Source organism: Rhizobium sp. 268 (genome assembly GCF_036571585.1).
GTDB classification, from domain to species: domain Bacteria; phylum Pseudomonadota; class Alphaproteobacteria; order Rhizobiales; family Rhizobiaceae; genus Rhizobium; species Rhizobium redzepovicii.
In genome coordinates this window covers 36,728-54,699 of sequence record NZ_JAPPSO010000003.1, presented here as the reverse complement: position 1 = coordinate 54,699, position 17,972 = coordinate 36,728, and the positions used below count along the sequence as shown (strand labels likewise).

18 protein-coding genes are annotated in these 17,972 nt (G+C 63.1%); 7 read left to right on the top strand and 11 right to left on the bottom strand.

The features are described from left to right. Positions 1–91 precede the first annotated feature (91 nt). Both OS035_RS06775 and mutS read right to left on the bottom strand, forming a co-directional pair. Positions 92–367 carry a hypothetical protein gene (locus OS035_RS06775; protein WP_054182031.1) on the bottom strand — a complete coding sequence of 92 codons (276 nt, stop codon included), beginning with the start codon at positions 365–367 and terminating at the stop codon, positions 92–94. A gap of 14 nt (positions 368–381) precedes the next feature. Next, positions 382–3,108 (bottom strand): DNA mismatch repair protein MutS, encoded by a 2,727-nt coding sequence (gene mutS, locus OS035_RS06770; RefSeq protein ID WP_331813565.1) that lies wholly within the window; start codon positions 3,106–3,108, stop codon positions 382–384. A gap of 113 nt (positions 3,109–3,221) precedes the next feature. Here mutS and OS035_RS06765 point away from each other — a divergent pair, with 113 nt between their 5' ends. Together OS035_RS06765 and OS035_RS06760 are read left to right on the top strand one after the other, a co-directional pair. Beyond that, entirely contained in the window at positions 3,222–5,507 is a 2,286-nt protein-coding gene (locus OS035_RS06765; protein WP_183779154.1) for an NADP-dependent malic enzyme, read from the top strand. Between the two features lie 173 nt (positions 5,508–5,680). Beyond that, positions 5,681–6,220 (top strand): L,D-transpeptidase family protein, encoded by a 540-nt coding sequence (locus OS035_RS06760; protein WP_183779156.1) that lies wholly within the window; start codon positions 5,681–5,683, stop codon positions 6,218–6,220. 33 nt (positions 6,221–6,253) lie between these two features. Here OS035_RS06760 and OS035_RS06755 read toward each other — a convergent pair whose 3' ends face one another. From OS035_RS06755 to OS035_RS06730, 6 genes are all read right to left on the bottom strand, one after another. Next, the gene (locus OS035_RS06755) at positions 6,254–7,129 is read right to left on the bottom strand and encodes a GNAT family N-acetyltransferase (protein WP_331813564.1); all 876 of its coding nucleotides are present in this window, start codon (positions 7,127–7,129) and stop codon (positions 6,254–6,256) included. Positions 7,130–7,237: 108 nt separating this feature from the next. Beyond that, the gene (locus tag OS035_RS06750) at positions 7,238–9,517 is read right to left on the bottom strand and encodes a hybrid sensor histidine kinase/response regulator (protein WP_183779160.1); all 2,280 of its coding nucleotides are present in this window, start codon (positions 9,515–9,517) and stop codon (positions 7,238–7,240) included. A gap of 55 nt (positions 9,518–9,572) precedes the next feature. Further along, on the bottom strand, positions 9,573–10,076 hold the full coding sequence (gene lspA / locus OS035_RS06745) for a signal peptidase II (RefSeq protein WP_183779162.1): 504 nt from the start codon (positions 10,074–10,076) through the stop codon (positions 9,573–9,575). Continuing rightward, positions 10,073–10,933 (bottom strand): TrmH family RNA methyltransferase, encoded by an 861-nt coding sequence (locus OS035_RS06740; protein ID WP_003588968.1) that lies wholly within the window; start codon positions 10,931–10,933, stop codon positions 10,073–10,075. Before OS035_RS06740 ends, lspA begins: the two co-directional genes overlap by 4 nt. Next, positions 10,930–12,027: a class I SAM-dependent methyltransferase gene (locus OS035_RS06735; protein WP_183779164.1), complete on the bottom strand. Its 1,098-nt coding sequence runs from the start codon at positions 12,025–12,027 to the stop codon at positions 10,930–10,932. Before OS035_RS06735 ends, OS035_RS06740 begins: the two co-directional genes overlap by 4 nt. A gap of 124 nt (positions 12,028–12,151) precedes the next feature. Next, positions 12,152–12,736: an NUDIX hydrolase gene (locus tag OS035_RS06730; RefSeq protein ID WP_183779166.1), complete on the bottom strand. Its 585-nt coding sequence runs from the start codon at positions 12,734–12,736 to the stop codon at positions 12,152–12,154. A 103-nt stretch (positions 12,737–12,839) separates the two neighbouring features. Between OS035_RS06730 and OS035_RS06725 the strand changes: the two genes are divergently transcribed. Together OS035_RS06725 and OS035_RS06720 are read left to right on the top strand one after the other, a co-directional pair. After that, positions 12,840–13,295: a CoxG family protein gene (locus OS035_RS06725; protein ID WP_097624667.1), complete on the top strand. Its 456-nt coding sequence runs from the start codon at positions 12,840–12,842 to the stop codon at positions 13,293–13,295. A 63-nt stretch (positions 13,296–13,358) separates the two neighbouring features. Next, positions 13,359–13,793, top strand: coding sequence for a GNAT family N-acetyltransferase (locus OS035_RS06720; RefSeq protein ID WP_183779346.1), 435 nt, complete (start codon positions 13,359–13,361; stop codon positions 13,791–13,793). Positions 13,794–13,826: 33 nt separating this feature from the next. On the opposite strand, the gene OS035_RS06715 is transcribed toward OS035_RS06720, so the two are convergent. The 3 genes from OS035_RS06715 to sppA all read right to left on the bottom strand — a co-directional run bounded on the left by OS035_RS06715 (position 13,827) and on the right by sppA (position 15,603). Beyond that, positions 13,827–14,159 carry a LapA family protein gene (locus OS035_RS06715; RefSeq protein ID WP_003570781.1) on the bottom strand — a complete coding sequence of 111 codons (333 nt, stop codon included), beginning with the start codon at positions 14,157–14,159 and terminating at the stop codon, positions 13,827–13,829. Positions 14,160–14,323: 164 nt separating this feature from the next. Next, positions 14,324–14,623, bottom strand: a complete 300-nt coding sequence (locus tag OS035_RS06710) for an integration host factor subunit beta (protein ID WP_003544934.1) — start codon at positions 14,621–14,623, stop codon at positions 14,324–14,326. A 29-nt stretch (positions 14,624–14,652) separates the two neighbouring features. After that, the gene (gene sppA, locus OS035_RS06705; RefSeq protein ID WP_183779348.1) at positions 14,653–15,603 is read right to left on the bottom strand and encodes a signal peptide peptidase SppA; all 951 of its coding nucleotides are present in this window, start codon (positions 15,601–15,603) and stop codon (positions 14,653–14,655) included. A 224-nt stretch (positions 15,604–15,827) separates the two neighbouring features. On the opposite strand from sppA, the gene lptC reads away from it, so the two are divergent. Genes lptC through lptB form a run of 3 tightly spaced genes read left to right on the top strand, consistent with a single transcriptional unit; the run spans position 15,828 to position 17,961 of the window. Continuing rightward, the gene (lptC, locus tag OS035_RS06700) at positions 15,828–16,493 is read left to right on the top strand and encodes an LPS export ABC transporter periplasmic protein LptC (protein ID WP_097624669.1); all 666 of its coding nucleotides are present in this window, start codon (positions 15,828–15,830) and stop codon (positions 16,491–16,493) included. Positions 16,494–16,508: 15 nt separating this feature from the next. Then, the gene (locus OS035_RS06695; RefSeq protein ID WP_097624670.1) at positions 16,509–17,144 is read left to right on the top strand and encodes an LptA/OstA family protein; all 636 of its coding nucleotides are present in this window, start codon (positions 16,509–16,511) and stop codon (positions 17,142–17,144) included. A 40-nt stretch (positions 17,145–17,184) separates the two neighbouring features. Next, positions 17,185–17,961: an LPS export ABC transporter ATP-binding protein gene (lptB, locus tag OS035_RS06690; protein ID WP_003583867.1), complete on the top strand. Its 777-nt coding sequence runs from the start codon at positions 17,185–17,187 to the stop codon at positions 17,959–17,961. Positions 17,962–17,972 lie beyond the last annotated feature (11 nt).

Here is a 17,972-nt window from a genome sequence, read left to right as displayed (position 1 = left end):
ATCAGGCGATTGACACGGGCCCTCATACTGCAAGAACCTTTAAATTTGGCGAAATGGTGTTGGTAAGCCGCGCGACGGCTTTCCTGAAAACTCAGGTGGTGGCCCGCGCATTCAGCAAATGCAGCACCTGCCGCGTCTCTCTCATGATCTCCTCAAGCGACTGTCTGTCGCACTCGCGATAGCCGGCCTTGGCGATCGAAGTTCCGAGTTCCGAGATCATAGCGCAGCAGCGGGTAATTTTCAGCATGCCGATCGGCGACGTCCAGCCGCGCGCATTGCGATCGGCGTCGGCGCGCCGCATCGTGTCGAGCATGGAGCAGATGAGCGAGAGGCGCTCCGTTTCGCGTATCAGCTTTTCCATGAACATCGCGTGCCGCTGCCCTATTTCAATTTTTTCTTGAGGTCGTAAAGCGCGTCCATTGCCTCGCGCGGCGTCATATCGTCAAGGCTCATCGCCTTCAGCGTCTCCTCGACCTTGGACGGTCCGCGGGCCGTGTCCTCGCGGCGCACCGCCACCTGGAAGAGCGGCAGGTCGTCGATCAGTTGGCTCGCCGGGTTCTTGCGGTCGGCATCTTCGAGGCGAGTGAGCACATCGCGGGCCCGCGTCACCACCGAGGCCGGAAGCCCGGCAAGGCGGGCGACCTGGATGCCGTAGGAGCGGTCGGCCGCGCCCGGGCCGACCTCATGCAGGAAGATGACGTCGCCGTCCCATTCCTTGACGCGCATCGTCGCGTTCGATAGCCGGCCCAGCTTTTCCGAAAGCACGGTCAGCTCATGGAAATGCGTGGCGAAGAGGCCGCGGCAGCGGTTGGCCTCGTGCAGATGCTCGACGGAGGCCCAGGCGATCGACAGGCCGTCGAAGGTGGCGGTGCCGCGGCCGATCTCGTCGAGGATGACGAGCGAACGGTCGCTCGCCTGGTTGAGGATCGCAGCGGTCTCGACCATCTCGACCATGAAGGTGGAGCGCCCGCGCGCCAGGTCGTCGGACGCGCCGACGCGCGAGAAAAGCCGGTCGACGATGCCGATATTGGCTGAGGTCGCCGGCACGAAGGAGCCCATCTGCGCCAGGATCGCTATCAGCGCGTTCTGCCGCAGGAAGGTCGATTTGCCGCCCATGTTCGGGCCGGTCAACAGCCAGATCGCGCCGTCCTTGTCGCCTGCTTTCGGCGATAGATCGCAATTATTGGCGACAAAGGGGCCGCCCGCCTGCCGCCGCAGCGCCTGCTCGACGACCGGATGGCGGCCGCCCTCGATGGCAAACATCTTCGAGCCGTCGACCTGCGGACGGCAATAGGCCTGCTCTTCGGCGAGCAGCGCCAGGCTAGCTGCAACGTCGATGACGGCAAGCGCCCTCGCGCCGGATTTGATCGCCTCGGCTTCCTTAACCACTGCCGCCGTCATCTTCTCGAAGGCGGCAAGCTCGATCGTCAGCGCCCGATCGGCGGCATTGGCGATGCGGCTTTCGAGATCGGCAAGTTCGGTGGTGGTGAAGCGCATCGCGCTCGCCATCGTCTGGCGGTGGATGAAGCGGGCCTTGGCTTCGGCCGTGTCCGTCATCGGCGAGGCATTGCCGGCGGTCACCTCGATGAAATAGCCGAGGATGTTGTTGTGCTTGATCTTCAGCGACCGGATGCCGGTCTCTTCGGCATATTGCAGTTGCAGCCCGGCGATCACCCGGCGCGACTGGTCGCGCAACGCCCGGACCTCATCGAGCTCGGGGCTGGCGCCGTCGCGCAGGAAGCCGCCGTCGCGCTTCAGCAGCGGCAATTCGTCGGCAAGCGTTTCGGCCAGCAGGGTTTCGAGCGCTGCGGGAAGGGCCTGCAGCCCGGACAGCGCCTGGCCAAGCTCTTCCGGCAGCATCGCATTTGCAAGCATGGCTGCCACGTCGTTCGCCGCTTGAAGGCCCTGGCGAATGGCTGACAAATCGCGCGGGCCGCCGCGGTCGAGCGCCAGGCGCGACAGCGCCCGCGGCATGTCCGGCACATGTTTCAGCGTGTCGCGCAGATTGCCGCAGAGCGAGGGTTCGTCGATCAGGAAGCCGATCGAATCGAGCCGCGCATTGATGCGGGCGGGGTCGGTCAGCGGCGACATCAGCCGCTCGGCCAGAAGCCGCGCGCCGCCGCCGGTGACGGTGCGGTCGATCGCTTTCAGCAATGAGCCGTTGCGGTCGCCCGACAGCGTGCGGGCCAGTTCCAGATTGGCGCGGGTGGCGGGATCGATGAACAGCGTTGACGCCGCACTTTCCCGCTCCGGCTTGCCGAGCGCCGGCCGCTCGGCGATCTGAGTCTTCTCGACATAGGCGACGGCGGCGGCAGCCGCCGCCAGCTCGGCGCGCGAGAAGGTGCCGAAGCCGTCGAGCGTCGCAACGCCGAAATACCGCGCGATCCGACCTTCGGCGCTGGCGCTGTCGAAGAGCACGGCAGGCTGCGGCACGGCGGTGCGACCGAGCACGTCGAACACCGGCTTGAGTTCCGGATCGTGGAAGATCGTCTCGGGCAGGATCAGTTCGCGCGGATCGATGCGCAGGATATCGGCAAGCAGTCGCGAGGCTTCGGTTTCGGCCAGCCGGAAGACGCCGGTGGAAATGTCGATCCAGGCAAGCGCCAGCAAAGGTTCGGCCCCGCCGCGAATGCGGGTCAGCGCCATCAGATAGTTGGATTCCGAGGGCGAAAGCAGCTTTTCTTCGGTGATCGTGCCCGGCGTGACCAGGCGGACGACATCGCGCTTGACGACGGATTTGCCGCCACGCTTTTTCGCTTCGGCCGGATCTTCGACCTGCTCGCAGACGGCGACGCGGAAACCGAGCGAGATCAGTTTCTGCAGGTAATCGTCGGCCGCATGCACCGGAACGCCGCACATCGGGATATCCTGGCCCATGTGCTGGCCACGCTTCGTCAGCGTGATGCCGAGCGCACGGGAGGCTTCCAGCGCATCCTCGAAGAACAGCTCGTAGAAGTCGCCCATGCGATAGAAGAGCAGCGAACCCGGATTGTTCGCCTTGATCTCTATATATTGCTCCATCATCGGCGTCGCCGAGGCACGACTTTCCGCCGTGGCAAGCTCGGCAGCCGAAAAGGCTTCATTCTCTGTGTCTATTCGTGCGTTCACGGAGGTGCAGTTTTTCCCAAAAAAACAGGTGCCAACCCTATCCGCGCGCCGCTATAGATGACAACAGCATTTGAGGAAGAGCGAAGCGTCGCCCACAGGACGTTGGAGGATTTATGCCCGATATCGATAAGAAGGACCGGCCGGCGACATCAGTTACCGACCAGGAGGCGCTCGATTTTCACGCCACGGGCCGGCCCGGCAAACTGGAAGTCGTCCCGACCAAGCCGATGGCGACGCAGCGCGATCTGTCGCTCGCCTATTCGCCGGGTGTCGCCGTACCGGTGAAGGCGATCGCCGCCGATCCGCAGACGGCCTACGATTATACCGCCCGCGGCAACATGGTCGCCGTCATTTCCAACGGCACGGCCATTCTCGGTCTCGGCAATCTCGGCGCGCTGGCCTCCAAGCCCGTCATGGAAGGCAAGGCGGTGCTGTTCAAGCGCTTTGCCGACGTCGATTCCATCGACCTCGAAATCGATACGGAAAATGTCGACGAGTTCATCAACTGCGTGCGCTTCCTCGGTCCCTCCTTCGGCGGCATCAATCTCGAGGATATCAAGGCGCCGGATTGTTTCGTCATCGAAAGCCGGCTGCGCGAGCTGATGGATATTCCCGTCTTCCACGACGACCAGCACGGGACGGCGATCATCGCCGCCGCCGGCCTGATCAACGCGCTCGAACTGACCGGCCGCGACCTGAAGACGACCAAGCTCGTCTGCAACGGCGCCGGTGCTGCGGCGATCGCCTGCATCGAACTCATCAAGGCGATGGGCTTTGCGCCGGAGAATATCATTCTCTGCGACACCAAGGGCGTCATCTACCAGGGCCGCACCGAGGGCATGAACCAATGGAAATCGGCGCATGCGGCAAAGACCGATACACGCACGCTTGAGGAGGCGATGGACGGCGCTGATGTCGTTTTCGGCCTGTCGCAGAAGGGCGCCTTCTCGGCAGAGATGATCCGCTCGATGGCGGATCGACCGATCATCTTCGCCATGGCCAATCCCGATCCCGAAATCACCCCGGAAGAGGTGGCCCGCATCCGCGACGACGCCATCATGGCGACCGGCCGCTCAGACTACCCGAACCAGGTCAACAACGTTCTCGGCTTTCCCTATATCTTCCGCGGCGCTCTCGACGTCCGCGCCTCCACAATCAACGACGCGATGAAGATCGCCGCCGTCAAGGCGCTGGCAAACCTTGCCCGCGAGGATGTGCCGGATGACGTGGTTGCCGCCTATCAAGGCAACCGGCCGCGCTTTGGCTCGCAATACATTATCCCGGTTCCTTTCGACCCGCGGCTGATCTCGGCGATCCCGGTCGCGGTGGCGGAAGCGGCGATCGAAACCGGCGTCGCCCGCAAGGTCATCACTGATATGGCCGGTTATGCCCGCGAGCTTTCGGCGCGCCGCGATCCGATCGCCTCGACGCTCGCCAGCCTCTATGAGCGGGTGCGCCGCCGCCCGAAGCGGATCGTCTTTGCCGAGGCCGAGGAAGAGCAGGTCCTGCGCGCAGCACTCTCCTACGCCAACCAGCAGCTCGGCACCGCCATCCTGCTCGGCCGCGAGGACCTGATCCGGTCGACGGCCGAACGCGCCGGCATCGATCTCAACCGGCCGGGGCTTGAAATCGTCAATGCCCGTATTTCCACCCGGATCGAAGCCTATATTGACTATCTCTATGCCAGGCTGCAGCGGCACGGTTATCTCCACCGCGACGTCCAGCGGCTAATCCATAATGACCGCAACCACTTCGCCGCCACTATGGTGGCGTTGGGCGACGCCGACGGCATGGTGACGGGTATCACCCGCAACTATTCCACCGCGCTGGACGATGTGCGCCGCTGCATCGATGAAAAGCCTGGCCACCGCGTCATCGGCGTGTCGCTGGCGCTCTGCCGCGGCCGCACGGTCTTCGTGGCCGATACCGCCGTCCACGACATGCCGACGGCCGAGCAGCTTGCCGATATTGCCGAAGAGGCCGCCGGTCTGGCGCGGCGCATGGGCTATCAGCCGCGCGTCGCCATGCTCGCCTATTCCACCTTCGGCCATCCCTCGGGCGAACGTTCAGAGCGGGTGCGCGAGGCGGTGAAGATCCTCGACAAGCGTCGCGTCGATTTCGAATATGACGGCGAGATGGCGGCCGATGTCGCATTGAACCGCAAGGTGATGGAGCAATATCCCTTCTGCCGCCTTTCCGGCCCCGCCAACGTGCTTGTCATGCCGGCCTTCCACTCGGCCTCGATCTCGACCAAGATGCTGCAGGAGCTTGGCGGCTCGACGGTAATCGGCCCGATCCTCGTCGGTCTCGACAAGCCGGTGCAGATCACCTCGATGGGCGCCAAGGACAGCGACATCGTCAACATGGCGGCGATCGCCGCCTACGGGGCGGGTTCGTAACCTGTCCTGCGTTTCTGAGACGCCTTTTGGCCCGGCCGACTGTGCGTCGGCCGGGCATTTATCCGGCTTTAGACTGGCGCCAAGGGGTGAAGCATCATGAGCGCCAAAGCCTGCCAGCCATTGCCGGCCGATCGTGCCTGGCCTCGAGCGCGCCTCCTGAAGATGAGATCAAGTTGAGAAACAAACTTGTCGTTTTAGCCATCGTGGTCGCCAGCTGTTTCGCTTATACGAAATTGATGGCCAGGGTCGGCTCAGGCTCGCCGCCTCCGGATGCGCCATGGGAACAACAGGCTGACCTCATTCGCGTTTATAAATCCGAACGCCGCATGGTCCTTTTGAGAGGCGATGCTCCCATCTCTACATACCGGATTTCTTTAGGCACGGCTGCCGATGCCGGGCCCAAGCAGCGAGAAGGTGACGAGAGAACACCTGAAGGGCGTTATGAAATAGACTGGCGAAATCCAAAGTCCATGGCCTATCTGAGCCTGCACATTTCCTATCCAAACCCGGATGATCGGCGCAACGCTGAAGCAGGAGGTTTTCCTGCCGGGGGCGATATCATGATCCACGGGCTTCCCAATGGCTGGGGCCTCTTCGGAAACGTCCATCACCTGTGGGATTGGACGGATGGCTGTGTTGCAGTAACCAACTCGGAGATGCGCGATATCTGGGCTCGCGTCCCCAACCATACACCGATAGAGATCATGCCCTGAAACATTGCCGGGGCCTGGCGACTAGGAAAGGCTCTAGCTCGCGAAGCGGCCCGCGTCGGCGCCGTAATAATTCAGGTAGCGGTCGGAAATGCTGGAGATCGGCAGCACGATCAGCACGTCGGTCGTGTTGAAGGCGTGGTCGACGACGGCGCTGGAGCCGACCATCGCGCCCAAGCGCATGTAACCCTTGATCAGCGGCGGCAGCGCCATCAGCGCGCGCTTCGGGTTGACGGCCTCGACCGGCATCAGATCCATGTTGCGGGCGAGATGCGGCAATGCGCTGACGGCCCATTCGTTCTTCGCCAGCACATTGTGGTAGAGGAAGGACAGCGCCAGCGCATGGCTTTCTAGATAGACGCCGGGGAAAGAGGCGCAGCCGAACATGGCGCTGACGCCGTGCTTCAGCGCATAGGCCCAGTTGCCCTGCCACAGAAGCTCGACGGTGCGTTTGGTGCGGTATTCCGGCAGTACGCAGGAGCGGCCGAGCTCCATGAAGCGCTTACCCGGATGTTTGGCGAGGAGGCCCTCGATCTCGAATTCGGAAGCCGAGTAAAAACCGCCATTGGCCATGGCGACATCCTGGCGCAGCAGGCGGTAGGTGCCGACGATCTGGTCTTCCGGGTCGCCCTCGATCGTGCGGTCGAGAACGAGAAGGTGGTCGCAAAAGGCGTCATAGGCATCGACATCGCGCTGGCGGCGCATGGCGTCCAGCGGCAGTTGCGCCTTCATTTCGTCGACGAAAACTCGGTAACGCACGGCTTGGGCGGCATCGATCTCGCGCGCCGTGCGGGCAAGCCGGGTTTCCAGATTGCCGATGCGGCCGAGGATGTCGCCGTCCGTCTGCGCAGCCGCCGTCAAGGGCGGTGCAACCTCGGTGGTGTCACGATTCAGGATGTCGATGGCGGACATGGCGATTCTCCCGTTGCCGGCTTATCGACGCCATAAAACACTTCTCTGCGACAGGAAAGTGACATATTGAATTTGTGAACGCAAGAAGCATGCCGGCCCCGCGGCACGTTATCGCGCCTCTGCCCGGCGGGCGGAAAGTGCGGCGACCGCCTGCACTTCGGTCAGCAGCCGCACCGGGTCGACCGGCTTTACCATCACCCGGTTGGCGCCGTTCAGCAACACCTGGCGGCGCGATTCGTCGCTCTTGTCGGCGGTCAGCACAATCACCGGCACCGAGGCCAGATCGAGCCGTCTTTCGTGGCCGCGCAGGCGTCCGAGCATGTCGATGCCGTTGCCGCCGGGCATCGACAGGTCGCTGATGATGATATCGGGCCGGGCATTCGCCTCGCAGAGAGCGCAATCCAGCAGCGCCTCGAAATCCTCGACATGGCGCACCTTATGCCCGCCCTTCTCCAGCACGACGCGCACCAGCATGGCGTTGATCGGATCGTCCTCGCCAAGCAGGATGTTGAGCCCGCTGGCGGCAACCATCGGCTCCGCCGCCGAAAGGCCAAAGCCCGGCTGGTTGTCGTTCAGCGCGTCGCGCTTCTCCATGCCGCGCATGCGCCCGCGCAGCACGTCGATCAGCGACTGTTCGCGCAGCGGCCGGATGAGCCAGGCATCGAAGAGGTCGAGCGGATGGGCGCTGCGCTCTTCCGGATTGACGAGCAGCACCTTGCGCAGGCCAAGGGCGGCGATTTCGGCGCGATCGGCAAGATGGGCGGCAAATTCCGCCGACATGCGATGGTCGATGATGATATCGGTCGGCCGCTTTCCGCTATTGGCCAAGCCGAGCAGCGTCGTCCGCGCGCTCTCGCCGTCGCTGACCAGATGGCAGAGGCCGCCGAGCGCGGTGATCGTCTCGGCGATGGCGGTGCGTGCAGCACCCGTCGGCGCCAGGAGCACGACGCTGTTGCCGGCAAGCAGCGTATTGCGCCGGTCAGGGCGCTCGCTGCCGATATCGACAGGGAAGCGGATGGTGAATTCGCTGCCTCTGCCCTTTTCGCTGGCAACCGTCAGCGTGCCGTTGAATTCGCGCATGATGCGGGCGGAGATGGCAAGGCCGAGCCCGGTGCCGCTGCTCCTGTCGGCAACGGTCCCGCCCTGTTCGAATTCGCCGAAGACTCGCGCCTGCTCCTCCGCCGTCATGCCGGGACCGCTATCCGTAACCGTGATCGACAGGTCGTCCGCATCGAGCGAGACGCGAATGAAGACGCCGCCGACCTGGGTGAACTTCACCGCATTGCCGATGACGTTGAACAGAACCTGGCGCAGCCGCGCCGGGTCGAAACTCATATTCTCCGGAACGTCTGATGACACCGTGGCGCCGATCTCGATGCCTTTTTCATGCGCCCGGTGGGCGAGCATCTCGACGACGCTTTCCAGAAGCTTGCGCAGCGATTCCGAGCGCGGGTGCAGCGCGAAGCGACCGACCTCGATGGTGGAGAAATCGAGCAGATCCTCGACGAGCTGCGTCAGCGCGTGGCCGGACTGGCGGATATTGGCGAGATAATCCTGCTGCTCCTGCGTCAGCCGCGTCTCGGCGAGGAGATGCGTCATGCCGAGCAGGCCGGAAAGCGGCGTGCGCACCTCGTGGCTGACGGTGGCAAGCAGCCTCGACTTGGCGGCGCTGTTATACTCGGCCTTCTGGCGGGCCTCCTCGCGGCCCTGCGCGATCAGCCGCTCGTCGGTCACATCGCGCGCCACGCTCTGCAGCAGCAGCCGGCCGTTTGCCGGGTCGCGGGTGACGACGTCGCGCCAGAGAAAGATGCGCTGGCCGTCCGGCGTCGAGATCTCGACATCGAAGCAGTGGGGTATCGGGCCGGGCCGAAAGGCAAGCCCGATCTCCTCGCAACTGTGCCCTTCGGGACGCAGGCGCCCGGTCAGCCGGCGAAACGTATCGTTGGCGGAAATGATGCGCCGGTCCATGCTGCGGCTGACGGTGATATCGCCGAGCACGTCGTGGACGTCTGCAAACAGCTTGGCGCCGTCGTTCCAATCCGGCAGCGATTTGCCGCCGCCGGGGGGCCTGCGCCGGCGAAACATCAGGACGGCATAGCTGGCGATGACGGCAAGGCCGAGGACCACAAGACCGCCCGAAAGCAGCAGAGGATCGCCGGCATGGGCAAGCAGAGTCAGGATCATCGCGGCAAGCAGGCCAGCGCCGCCAAGCCAGTAGACCAGCAGGCGCCGTGTCGCTGCAGGCCCCATCTTGCCGTCATCGGCCGCCTGAGGCGCCGATGTGCCGGGTCGCGAGAAGAACTCCGCCATCCGCTCTTCACGCGGCTTGGCGGCGGGTCCGCCGAAGGCGGCGGACAATCTTTCCTGCAACTGTCCCAGATTCTGCATGCAATCTGGCTAACATGAGGCCTCTTCCGAATGCCTTCAGGAATTCGATAAGATTTTAGCGGCCGGCCTTTTTCGGCAGCAGCAGCTCGTCGAGAATGACGCAGCCAGCCCCGATGGTGATGAAACTGTCGGCGAGATTGAACACCGCGAAAGACCAGCTGTCGGTGTAAAACAGGATGTAATCGATCACGTGGCCATAGGCGAAGCGGTCGACGAGATTGCCGATCGCGCCGGCGATGATCAGCGCGTAACCGAGATGGGCAAGCCAGCGGTCCTTCGCCGTGCGGTACCACAGCCAGATGACGAAGGCGACGATGACGAGGCGCATGCCGACGATGAACCAGCCATCCATGCCCTCCAGCATCGAAAAGGCAACGCCGAGATTGTAGGTGCGGTAGAGCGCCAGCATCGGAATAACCGGCACGGCCTCCTGCAGCGGCAGGTAATGATCGACCGCGATCTTGACGATCTGGTCGAGGAAAACGGCGACGATGATGAAGAAGAGGATCGGCGCCGGGCGCGAAAACAGCGCGGGGCGGGCAGGCGTCTGTTCGGTCATTTGCCCTCGGCAAGTGAGAGGAGATGGCGGCGCGCCTCGAAAAGCATGACAGCGGTGGCGACGGCGAGATTCAGGGAATCGGCGCGGCCCTGCTGCGGAATGCGGGCAAGCGCGTCGGCTTGCCCGGCCAGTTGGTCCGGCAGGCCGGATTGCTCGTTGCCCATCAGCAGCACGACGGGCTTTTTCCGGTAGTCGATGGTGCGGTAGTCGACCGCGCCGGCAAGATGCGTCGCAACCACGGAAACGCCGGCCGATTTCCGCCAGGCGATGAACTCTTCCGGTGTTGCCCGCGCCACCGGAACGGCAAAGACCGAGCCCATGGTGGCCCGCACCGTTTCGAGCGAAAAGGGATCGGTCGTCTCTCCGATCAGAATGATGCCGGAAGCGCCGGCCGCATCGGCTGTGCGGATAATGGTGCCGAGATTGCCGGGGTCGCGCACCCGGTCGAGCGCCACCCAGGTCTCGCCATCCCTCGGCCGAATGTCCCGAAGCGGCATCCAGCGCTGCTCGAAGATGCCGACGACCATCTGCGGATTGTCGCGCCGGGTGATCGAGGCGATCACCTTTTCGCTGACTTCGAGCACCAGCCCACCCGAGGCGACGGTCTTTGCCGCCATCTGCTCGACCAGCGGCTTGCCCTTGGCGGCCTTGGCATAGACCAGCGTCCGGATTGTCCAGCCGAGTTCGATCGCATCGATGACGAGCTTCAGTCCTTCGGCCAGGAAAGTCCCGCTTTCCTCCCGCGACTTCTTGTTCGTCAGCGCCTTGATGTCCTTGATGATCGGATTGGCAAGCGAGGTGACTTCCTTCACCTGTCCGACCCTGCGCGGTCCCTGATCGTGGAAGTCCTTGCTCATTTCGGCACCCAGCGGGAAAAGAGGGAGGTGGAAAGCGCGCGGCCTGGCGTCTTGCCGTCGAGGCCGGCTTCGCGGATGACCAGCTCGCCGGATTCGACCACGCCGCCGGCGCCCCGCATCGTCTCGCGCATCAGCTCGTGGATCGAATAGAAGCTGGCGCGGATCGAATAGGCGGTCAGCACCAGGCCGACGGCCTTCGGCGACAGGATCTCGCGGCAGACATCGAGCATCAACGGCAGATGCGCGAAAAGATGCCAGACTTCGCCGTTCGGGCCGCGGCCGAATTTCGGCGGATCGGTGAGGATGATGTCGTACTGGCTGCCGCGGCGTTCCTCGCGCAGGATGAATTTCATCGCGTCTTCGCAGATCCAGCGGATCGGCAGCTTCTCCATGCGCCCGAGCGCCTGGTTTTCCCGCGCCCAGCCGATCGCCTTCTTCGAGGCGTCGACATGGGTGACTTCGGCGCCGGCTGCGGCGGCAACCAGCGAGGCGACGCCGGTATAGCCGAAAAGGTTCAGCACTTTCAGCGGCCGGCCGGCCTTTTCGACCTGCTCCTTCATCCAGCTCCAGTGCACGATCTGCTCCGGGAAGACGCCGACATGACGGAAAGAGGTGAAACGGCCGAGGAAATCGACGCCGAGCAGGTTGAGCGGCCAGGTCTCTCCCAGCGCCTCCTTCGGGAAGCGCCAGCGGCCGCTGCCTTCCTCGTCGGTATCGCCGGTGAAGACGGCATTGACCTTTTCCCAGACATGCGAGGGCAGCGACGGCCGCCACAGCGCTTGCGCCTCGGGACGGATGATACGGTAGGGGCCGTATTGCTCAAGCTTTTCGCCGTTGCCGCTGTCGATCAGGTGGAAGTCGCCGGCCCCGAGCGATTCGAGGATCACGGGCACGCGCTCAGCCGGGCGCTCGCCGCTGCGCGTCATCAGCGGCCGTTCGGGGGCGGCAGGCACGGCAGCCTCGCGCACCGTCTCGCGGGCAGCCGCAGGCCGCGAGACCGGCTTCGGCGGCCGGCCGACCCGGTCGTCCCTGCGGCTTTCCCCGGAAGGACCTGATGTCTTCTTCTGGCCCGGCCGGCGTTCTCTTTGTTTCAACGTGCTCTTCCGCGTGTCTGTCGGGATATGGTGAGAACGTCTGCATCTTCTGCAGCGCCCTTTGAATTATGCAGTAGCCCAGAAAAGCGTGCCGGATCAACTGCGCGCCGGCGCGGCATTTATTTCAAGCCTCCGATGACCGCCGGCGAAGCCAGCTTTCCGCCGCATAAAGGGCTGCGACATGCATCGACTGCATGATGACCGCGCCGGACTGCAGGTCGCCGAGGAGGGCGGCAAGATCCTCAAACAACAGCTCGACCTTCTCGCCCGGGTCGAAACGCGGTTCACCGGCTCGGCTGAGGTCGAGTGCCAGCCAGCTCGTCACCGCGTTGCTGTGGCTTGCTGCATTCGGGTAGGAGGTGAGCAGCTTGACGAAGGTGGAGGCTTCATAGCCGGTCTCCTCCCGGAGTTCGCGCCGGGCTGCCGCCATCGCCGCATCGCCGGTCTCGCTGTCGCCGTGCTCGACACCGCCGGCGACGAGCCCGTGGATGATCTCGCCGCGTCCATGCCGGTATTCCCGAGTCAGCAGCACGCGGCCGTCGGGCATGACAGGCACGACGTTGATCCAGTCGGGATAGTCGAGCACATGGAAGGGCGCGACGACGGTCCCATCGGCGGTGATGCAGTCGTCGCTTCGCAGCCGGATCCAGCGATCCTCATAGGTGATGCGGCTTGCCGTCACGCTCCACGGCCTCAATTCGTCACTCATCGCCAATTCCTTGCCCCGGAACGAGCGGGATAACGTTCCTCTCCGCCTGGCAAAAGCCTTTCCCGCTGGGATAAAGTGAGCGAATCGGAGATGGGGTTATCGAATGGATTTCACCGGCGAAGAACGCATCGCCGCGCCGCGGGATGTCGTCTGGGCAGCGCTCAACGATCCCGAGATCATGCGCGGCTGCATTCCAGGCTGCCAGGCCATCGAGCGGCTGTCGCCGGATACCTTCGAGGCGACGATCAAGGTCAAGTTCAGCCTGCTGTCGGCTACCTTTCATGGGCTGCTGACACTGTCCAATGTGGATGCGCCGAACAGCTACACGCTGTCGGCCGAAGGCAAGGGTGGTCTTGCCGGCTTTGCCAAAGGAGCCGCCGATATCGTGCTCGAAGAAAGCGGTGCCGAGACCATCCTGCATTTTCGGGCAAAAGCCGAGCTCGGCGGCAGGCTTGCCCAGTTCGGCGCACGCCTGCTCGATGCGACCTCACAGAGGCTCGCCGAAGGGTTCTTTTCGGATTTCAATGCCGCCGTCGTCGCGAAGATGGCGGCTGGCTGATCCGGGCCCGACGCCACGCGCTTTGGGCTTGGCGTGGGTTGGGCCATGGGTTACATCCACGTCATGACGTGGACAATCAGGCCGCCGCGGGCGGAAGACCAGGAAATGCTCGCGGAGATTTATCTTTCCGTGCGCCGCGAAACATTCGTCTGGGTCGATCCCGGCAAATTCCACCGCGAAGACTTCGCCGCCCATACGAATGGCGAGACGGTCTTCGTCTGTGAGCATGAAAACGGCGGAGTAGCCGGCTTCCTGTCGCTCTGGCCGGCCGATGATTTCATCCACATGCTCTATATCAGCCCGGACTTCCAGGGCTTTGGCGCCGGTACGGCGCTGCTGCAGGCGCTGCCGGAATGGCCAGGCCACCGCTACCGGCTGAAGTGCCTGGTGAAGAACCGGCGGGCGAAGGCTTTCTACCTCGCCCACGGTTTCCGTGTGACCGGCAACGGCACGTCGCCGGAGGGCGACTATGAGGAACTGAGCTTTTTTCCGGTTTGACCGCTGCCGAAGCATCGCCGAAACCGAGCCGGTTTATCGTGCCGGAAGCTGCCCGGCGATTTCCTCGGCGCGGCTCTTGTGGCGGTCGGCCTCGCCCTGCCAGCGGATGGCTTCCTTGGCCTCGGTGCGGGCGCGCTTGCGGTGTTTACCCTGGCTGAACCAGGTGGCGGCCGAGCCGATCAGCATGCCTGCGATCAAGGCAACGACCAGGAAGACGAAGAAGGGCGCAGAAACCGCAAGCACCTGATCTTCCGGCCGGAACGGATTGAAGGCGAGCGTGACGCTTTGGCGGTTGGCGACGCAGAAGACGATGAGGATGACGCCGAGCGGCAGCAGAATCAACAGGTTGACGATCTTCTTGGCCATTGGAGCTCTCCATGCGTCGGATGGCGCCGCCCTTTCTGAGCGGCGCATTGTAACTACGCATCGGCCCCGAAAATCGATTCCGATTTTCGGGGCCGATGCGTTAGCAGAATAGGAAAACGGTCTTCGAGATCAAGTGCGGATTCGCCGCAGGCGGCGTGCGGCGCTCAATCCTCTTCGTCGGCCTGACCGGGATTGAGCCGCTCGCGCAGCTCCTTGCCGGTCTTGAAGAAGGGAACCCACTTCTCCTCGACGAAGACGGTATCGCCGGTGCGCGGGTTGCGGCCGGAGCGGGATGGGCGGTTCTTGACCGAAAACGCGCCAAAGCCGCGCAATTCGACTCGGTTGCCCGCAGCCAGTGCATCCGTGATCTCGTCGAGAACCGCGTTGACGATATTCTCGACGTCGCGATGATAGAGATGCGGGTTGCGTGCTGCAACAATCTGCACCAATTCGGACTTGATCACGTTCGCCCCCTTAAATTATTGATTTCTTATCAATCGCGGCCAACCTGCCAAACTGAAAGCAGCCCGTCAAGAAGCAACTTTGGGGGCAGGATTCCATTGATATCCTGGCCTTTCAAGAGATCATCATAACCGAAGATCGTAATCAACCGCGAAACAGCCCCAGCGAGCAGAAAGGGCGTGTTGCTCTTCTTGTCCCAGTCGACCATCGGCAGGTCGGCGTCGACGCCACGCGATTTGAGATAGGCCCGGATTTCCGCCTCGCCGCCGATCGTATCGACGAGTTTCACCTTGAGCGCCTGGCGGCCGGTATAGATCGTGCCGTCGGCGAGTTTCAGCACCTCGTCGCGCGGCAGCTTGCGCCGGTCGGCGACCAGATCGACGAACCAGTTATAGCTGTCGACCACCATGTTGCGGATCATTGCCTTGGCCTCCTCGCTCGCTTCGTGGAACGGCGAGGGTTCGGCCTTCAGCGGCGAAGATTTGATCTCCTGCAGCGAGACGCCGATCTTATCGAGCAGCGGCTGGATCTGCGGATACTGGAAGATGACGCCGATCGAGCCGGTGATCGAGCTGTCGCCGGCAATGATCGTGTCGCCGGCGGTGGCGATCATATAGCCGGCGGAGGCGGCAAGCGTGCGCACATCGGAGACGACGGGTTTCTTGGCTGCGATCGCACGGATCGCCTTGAAGATCTTTTCGCCGCCATAGGTCGTGCCGCCGGGCGAGGAGATCGAAATCACTGCGGCCTTCACCTGATCGCTGGTCTCGACTTTCTTCAGCCGCTCCAGAAGCTCGTCGTCGTCGACGATCAGTCCCGAGATCGTCACGTGGGCGATATGCGGGCGCTCCGTCCCGCCATTGCCGAAGGCGAAGCTGTAGAAGGCCAGACCAAGCGCCACGATGAGGGCGACCGCGACGATACGCCAGAAGCCGAGCTTGCGGCGCAGCCGCCGGCGATCGGCGATGATCGAACTGTCCATGAGAAACCTCCAGCGCTGGCCCGGCTTCGGCATGCCGCCGATCGATCCGGTGAAATAGGTGGCAGCGGCGCGTACGAATGCCACTTTTTGATGTTTTTCCGTTTTGTTGCTTGTTGCAGAAAAAATTCCATATTGGCAAGCCAATGTAATAATGCGAAACGAACTGTGATTGGCGGCCGGCTTTGTTACGAGGCGCGGCAATCACCGCACATGGAACGAGACCTATGCTCGATACCCTGAAGAACAACGGAAATGCCGCCTATGCGGGCTCCGGCCGTAGCGCCTATGGCGATGCGTTGTTCCATTCCGCCCGCGTGCGGCGGCTGAAGATTTTGCTGCCGGTGGCAGCCCTCATCGTCGCGGCTGCCCTCCTGGCGGTGGCGTTGGTCAGCATCTATCTGCCTGAGAACGTCAAGTTCGAAGGCGCCAAGATCGAAAACGGCAAGGTCGTGATGGAAAAGCCGGCGATCGCGGGCCGCAATTCCGACGGCATCAATTATTCGATGCTCGCCGAACGGGCGTTGCAGGATATCCGCAATCCCGATCTCATCACGCTGGAGACCATCAAGGCCGCCGTGCCGATGAATGACGGCCTGATCGCCCGCGTCGTCGCCTCGACCGCCGACTACAACCGCGCCACCGACAACCTGCATATGACCGCTCCCTTCACCCTGGTGCTGAGCAGCGGCCTCAACGCGAATTTCCAGTCCGCCCGCCTCGATATCAAGGGCGGAAACATGCGCAGCGACGACCCCGTCACCATCACCAAGGACAATGCCTCCATTGTTGCGAAGACGCTCCAGATAACCGATAAGGGGCGGGTGATCACATTCGAGGGGAATGTTCGCATGAATGTCGATCCATCCACCATCCATAAACAGGGCACTTAACCAGCCGGGTCATCCATGACAAAAGATTGTCGCATTTCCACTTGCAAGACTGGCTTGGCGTTCATTGCCGGCGCATTTGCCCTTGTTCTGACAGCCGCGGGCGCGGGAGCGCAGCAGGCGGCCACGATGTCGGGCATGAAGCTTTCCAACGACCAGCCGATCCAGATCGAAAGCGACAAGCTGGAAATCCACGATCAGGAACACACGGCTTTGTTCACCGGCAAGGTCAAGGTCGTCCAGGGGACGACGACGATGCAGTCCGGCAAGATGACCGTCTATTACAAGGACAAGGCGGCAAAGCCGGCCGCCGACGGGACGCAACCCGCCGCCCAGCCGCAGCAGTCGGCCTCGCTGGCATCGGGCAGTGCCGATATCGACAAGATCCTGGTGACCGACAAGGTCCTGCTGACATCGGGCACGCAGACGGCGACCGCCGATGACGGCAAGTTCGATATGGCCTCGCAGACATTCATCCTCACGGCGGATCAGGGCAACAAGGTTATTCTGTCGGATGGACCGAACGTCTTCACCGGCTGCAAACTGACCGTTCACATGCAAACCGGTCAGGCGGAGCTTGAAAGCTGCGGCGGGCGTGTCCAAATTCAGCTCGATCCAAAATCGCAGCCGAATGCGCAGCAGAAGCAGAACTGAGAAGCCGGCCTCCCACGTGAAATTATCATCGCTATCCACCATGTTCGGCCAGCCCGGGCCACAAGCTGCGGGCGCCGCCGACAAAAGCCGTTATCAGGGAACGCTGATCGCACGCGGTCTGACGAAGACCTATGCGACGCGGCGCGTCGTCAATGGCGTCTCGCTGGTGGTGCGCCGTGGCGAGGCCGTCGGCCTGCTCGGTCCGAACGGCGCCGGCAAGACCACCTGTTTTTACATGATTACCGGCCTCGTGCCGGTGGATGAAGGCACGATCGAGATCGACGGCAACGACGTCACGACCATGCCGATGTACCGCCGCTCCCGTCTCGGCGTCGGTTACCTGCCGCAGGAAGCCTCGATCTTTCGCGGCCTGACGGTGGAAGAAAATATCCGCGCCGTGCTTGAAGTGCACGTCAAGGACAAGGCCGAGCGCGAGCAGAAGCTGAACGAGTTGCTGGAAGAATTCCATATCCAGAAGCTGCGCAAGAGTGCTGCAGTTGCCCTCTCGGGCGGTGAGCGCCGCCGTCTCGAAATCGCCCGTGCGCTGGCGACCGACCCGACCTTCATGCTGCTCGACGAACCCTTCGCCGGCGTTGACCCGATCTCGGTCGCCGACATCCAGAATCTCGTCCATCACCTGACGGCGCGCGGCATCGGCGTTCTCATCACCGACCACAATGTGCGCGAGACGCTGGGTCTGATCGACCGGGCCTACATCATCCATGCCGGCGAAGTGCTGACCCATGGCCGGGCGAACGACATCGTCAACAATCCGGAAGTGCGCCGGCTTTACCTCGGCGACAATTTCAGCCTCTGAACGGTCGATGA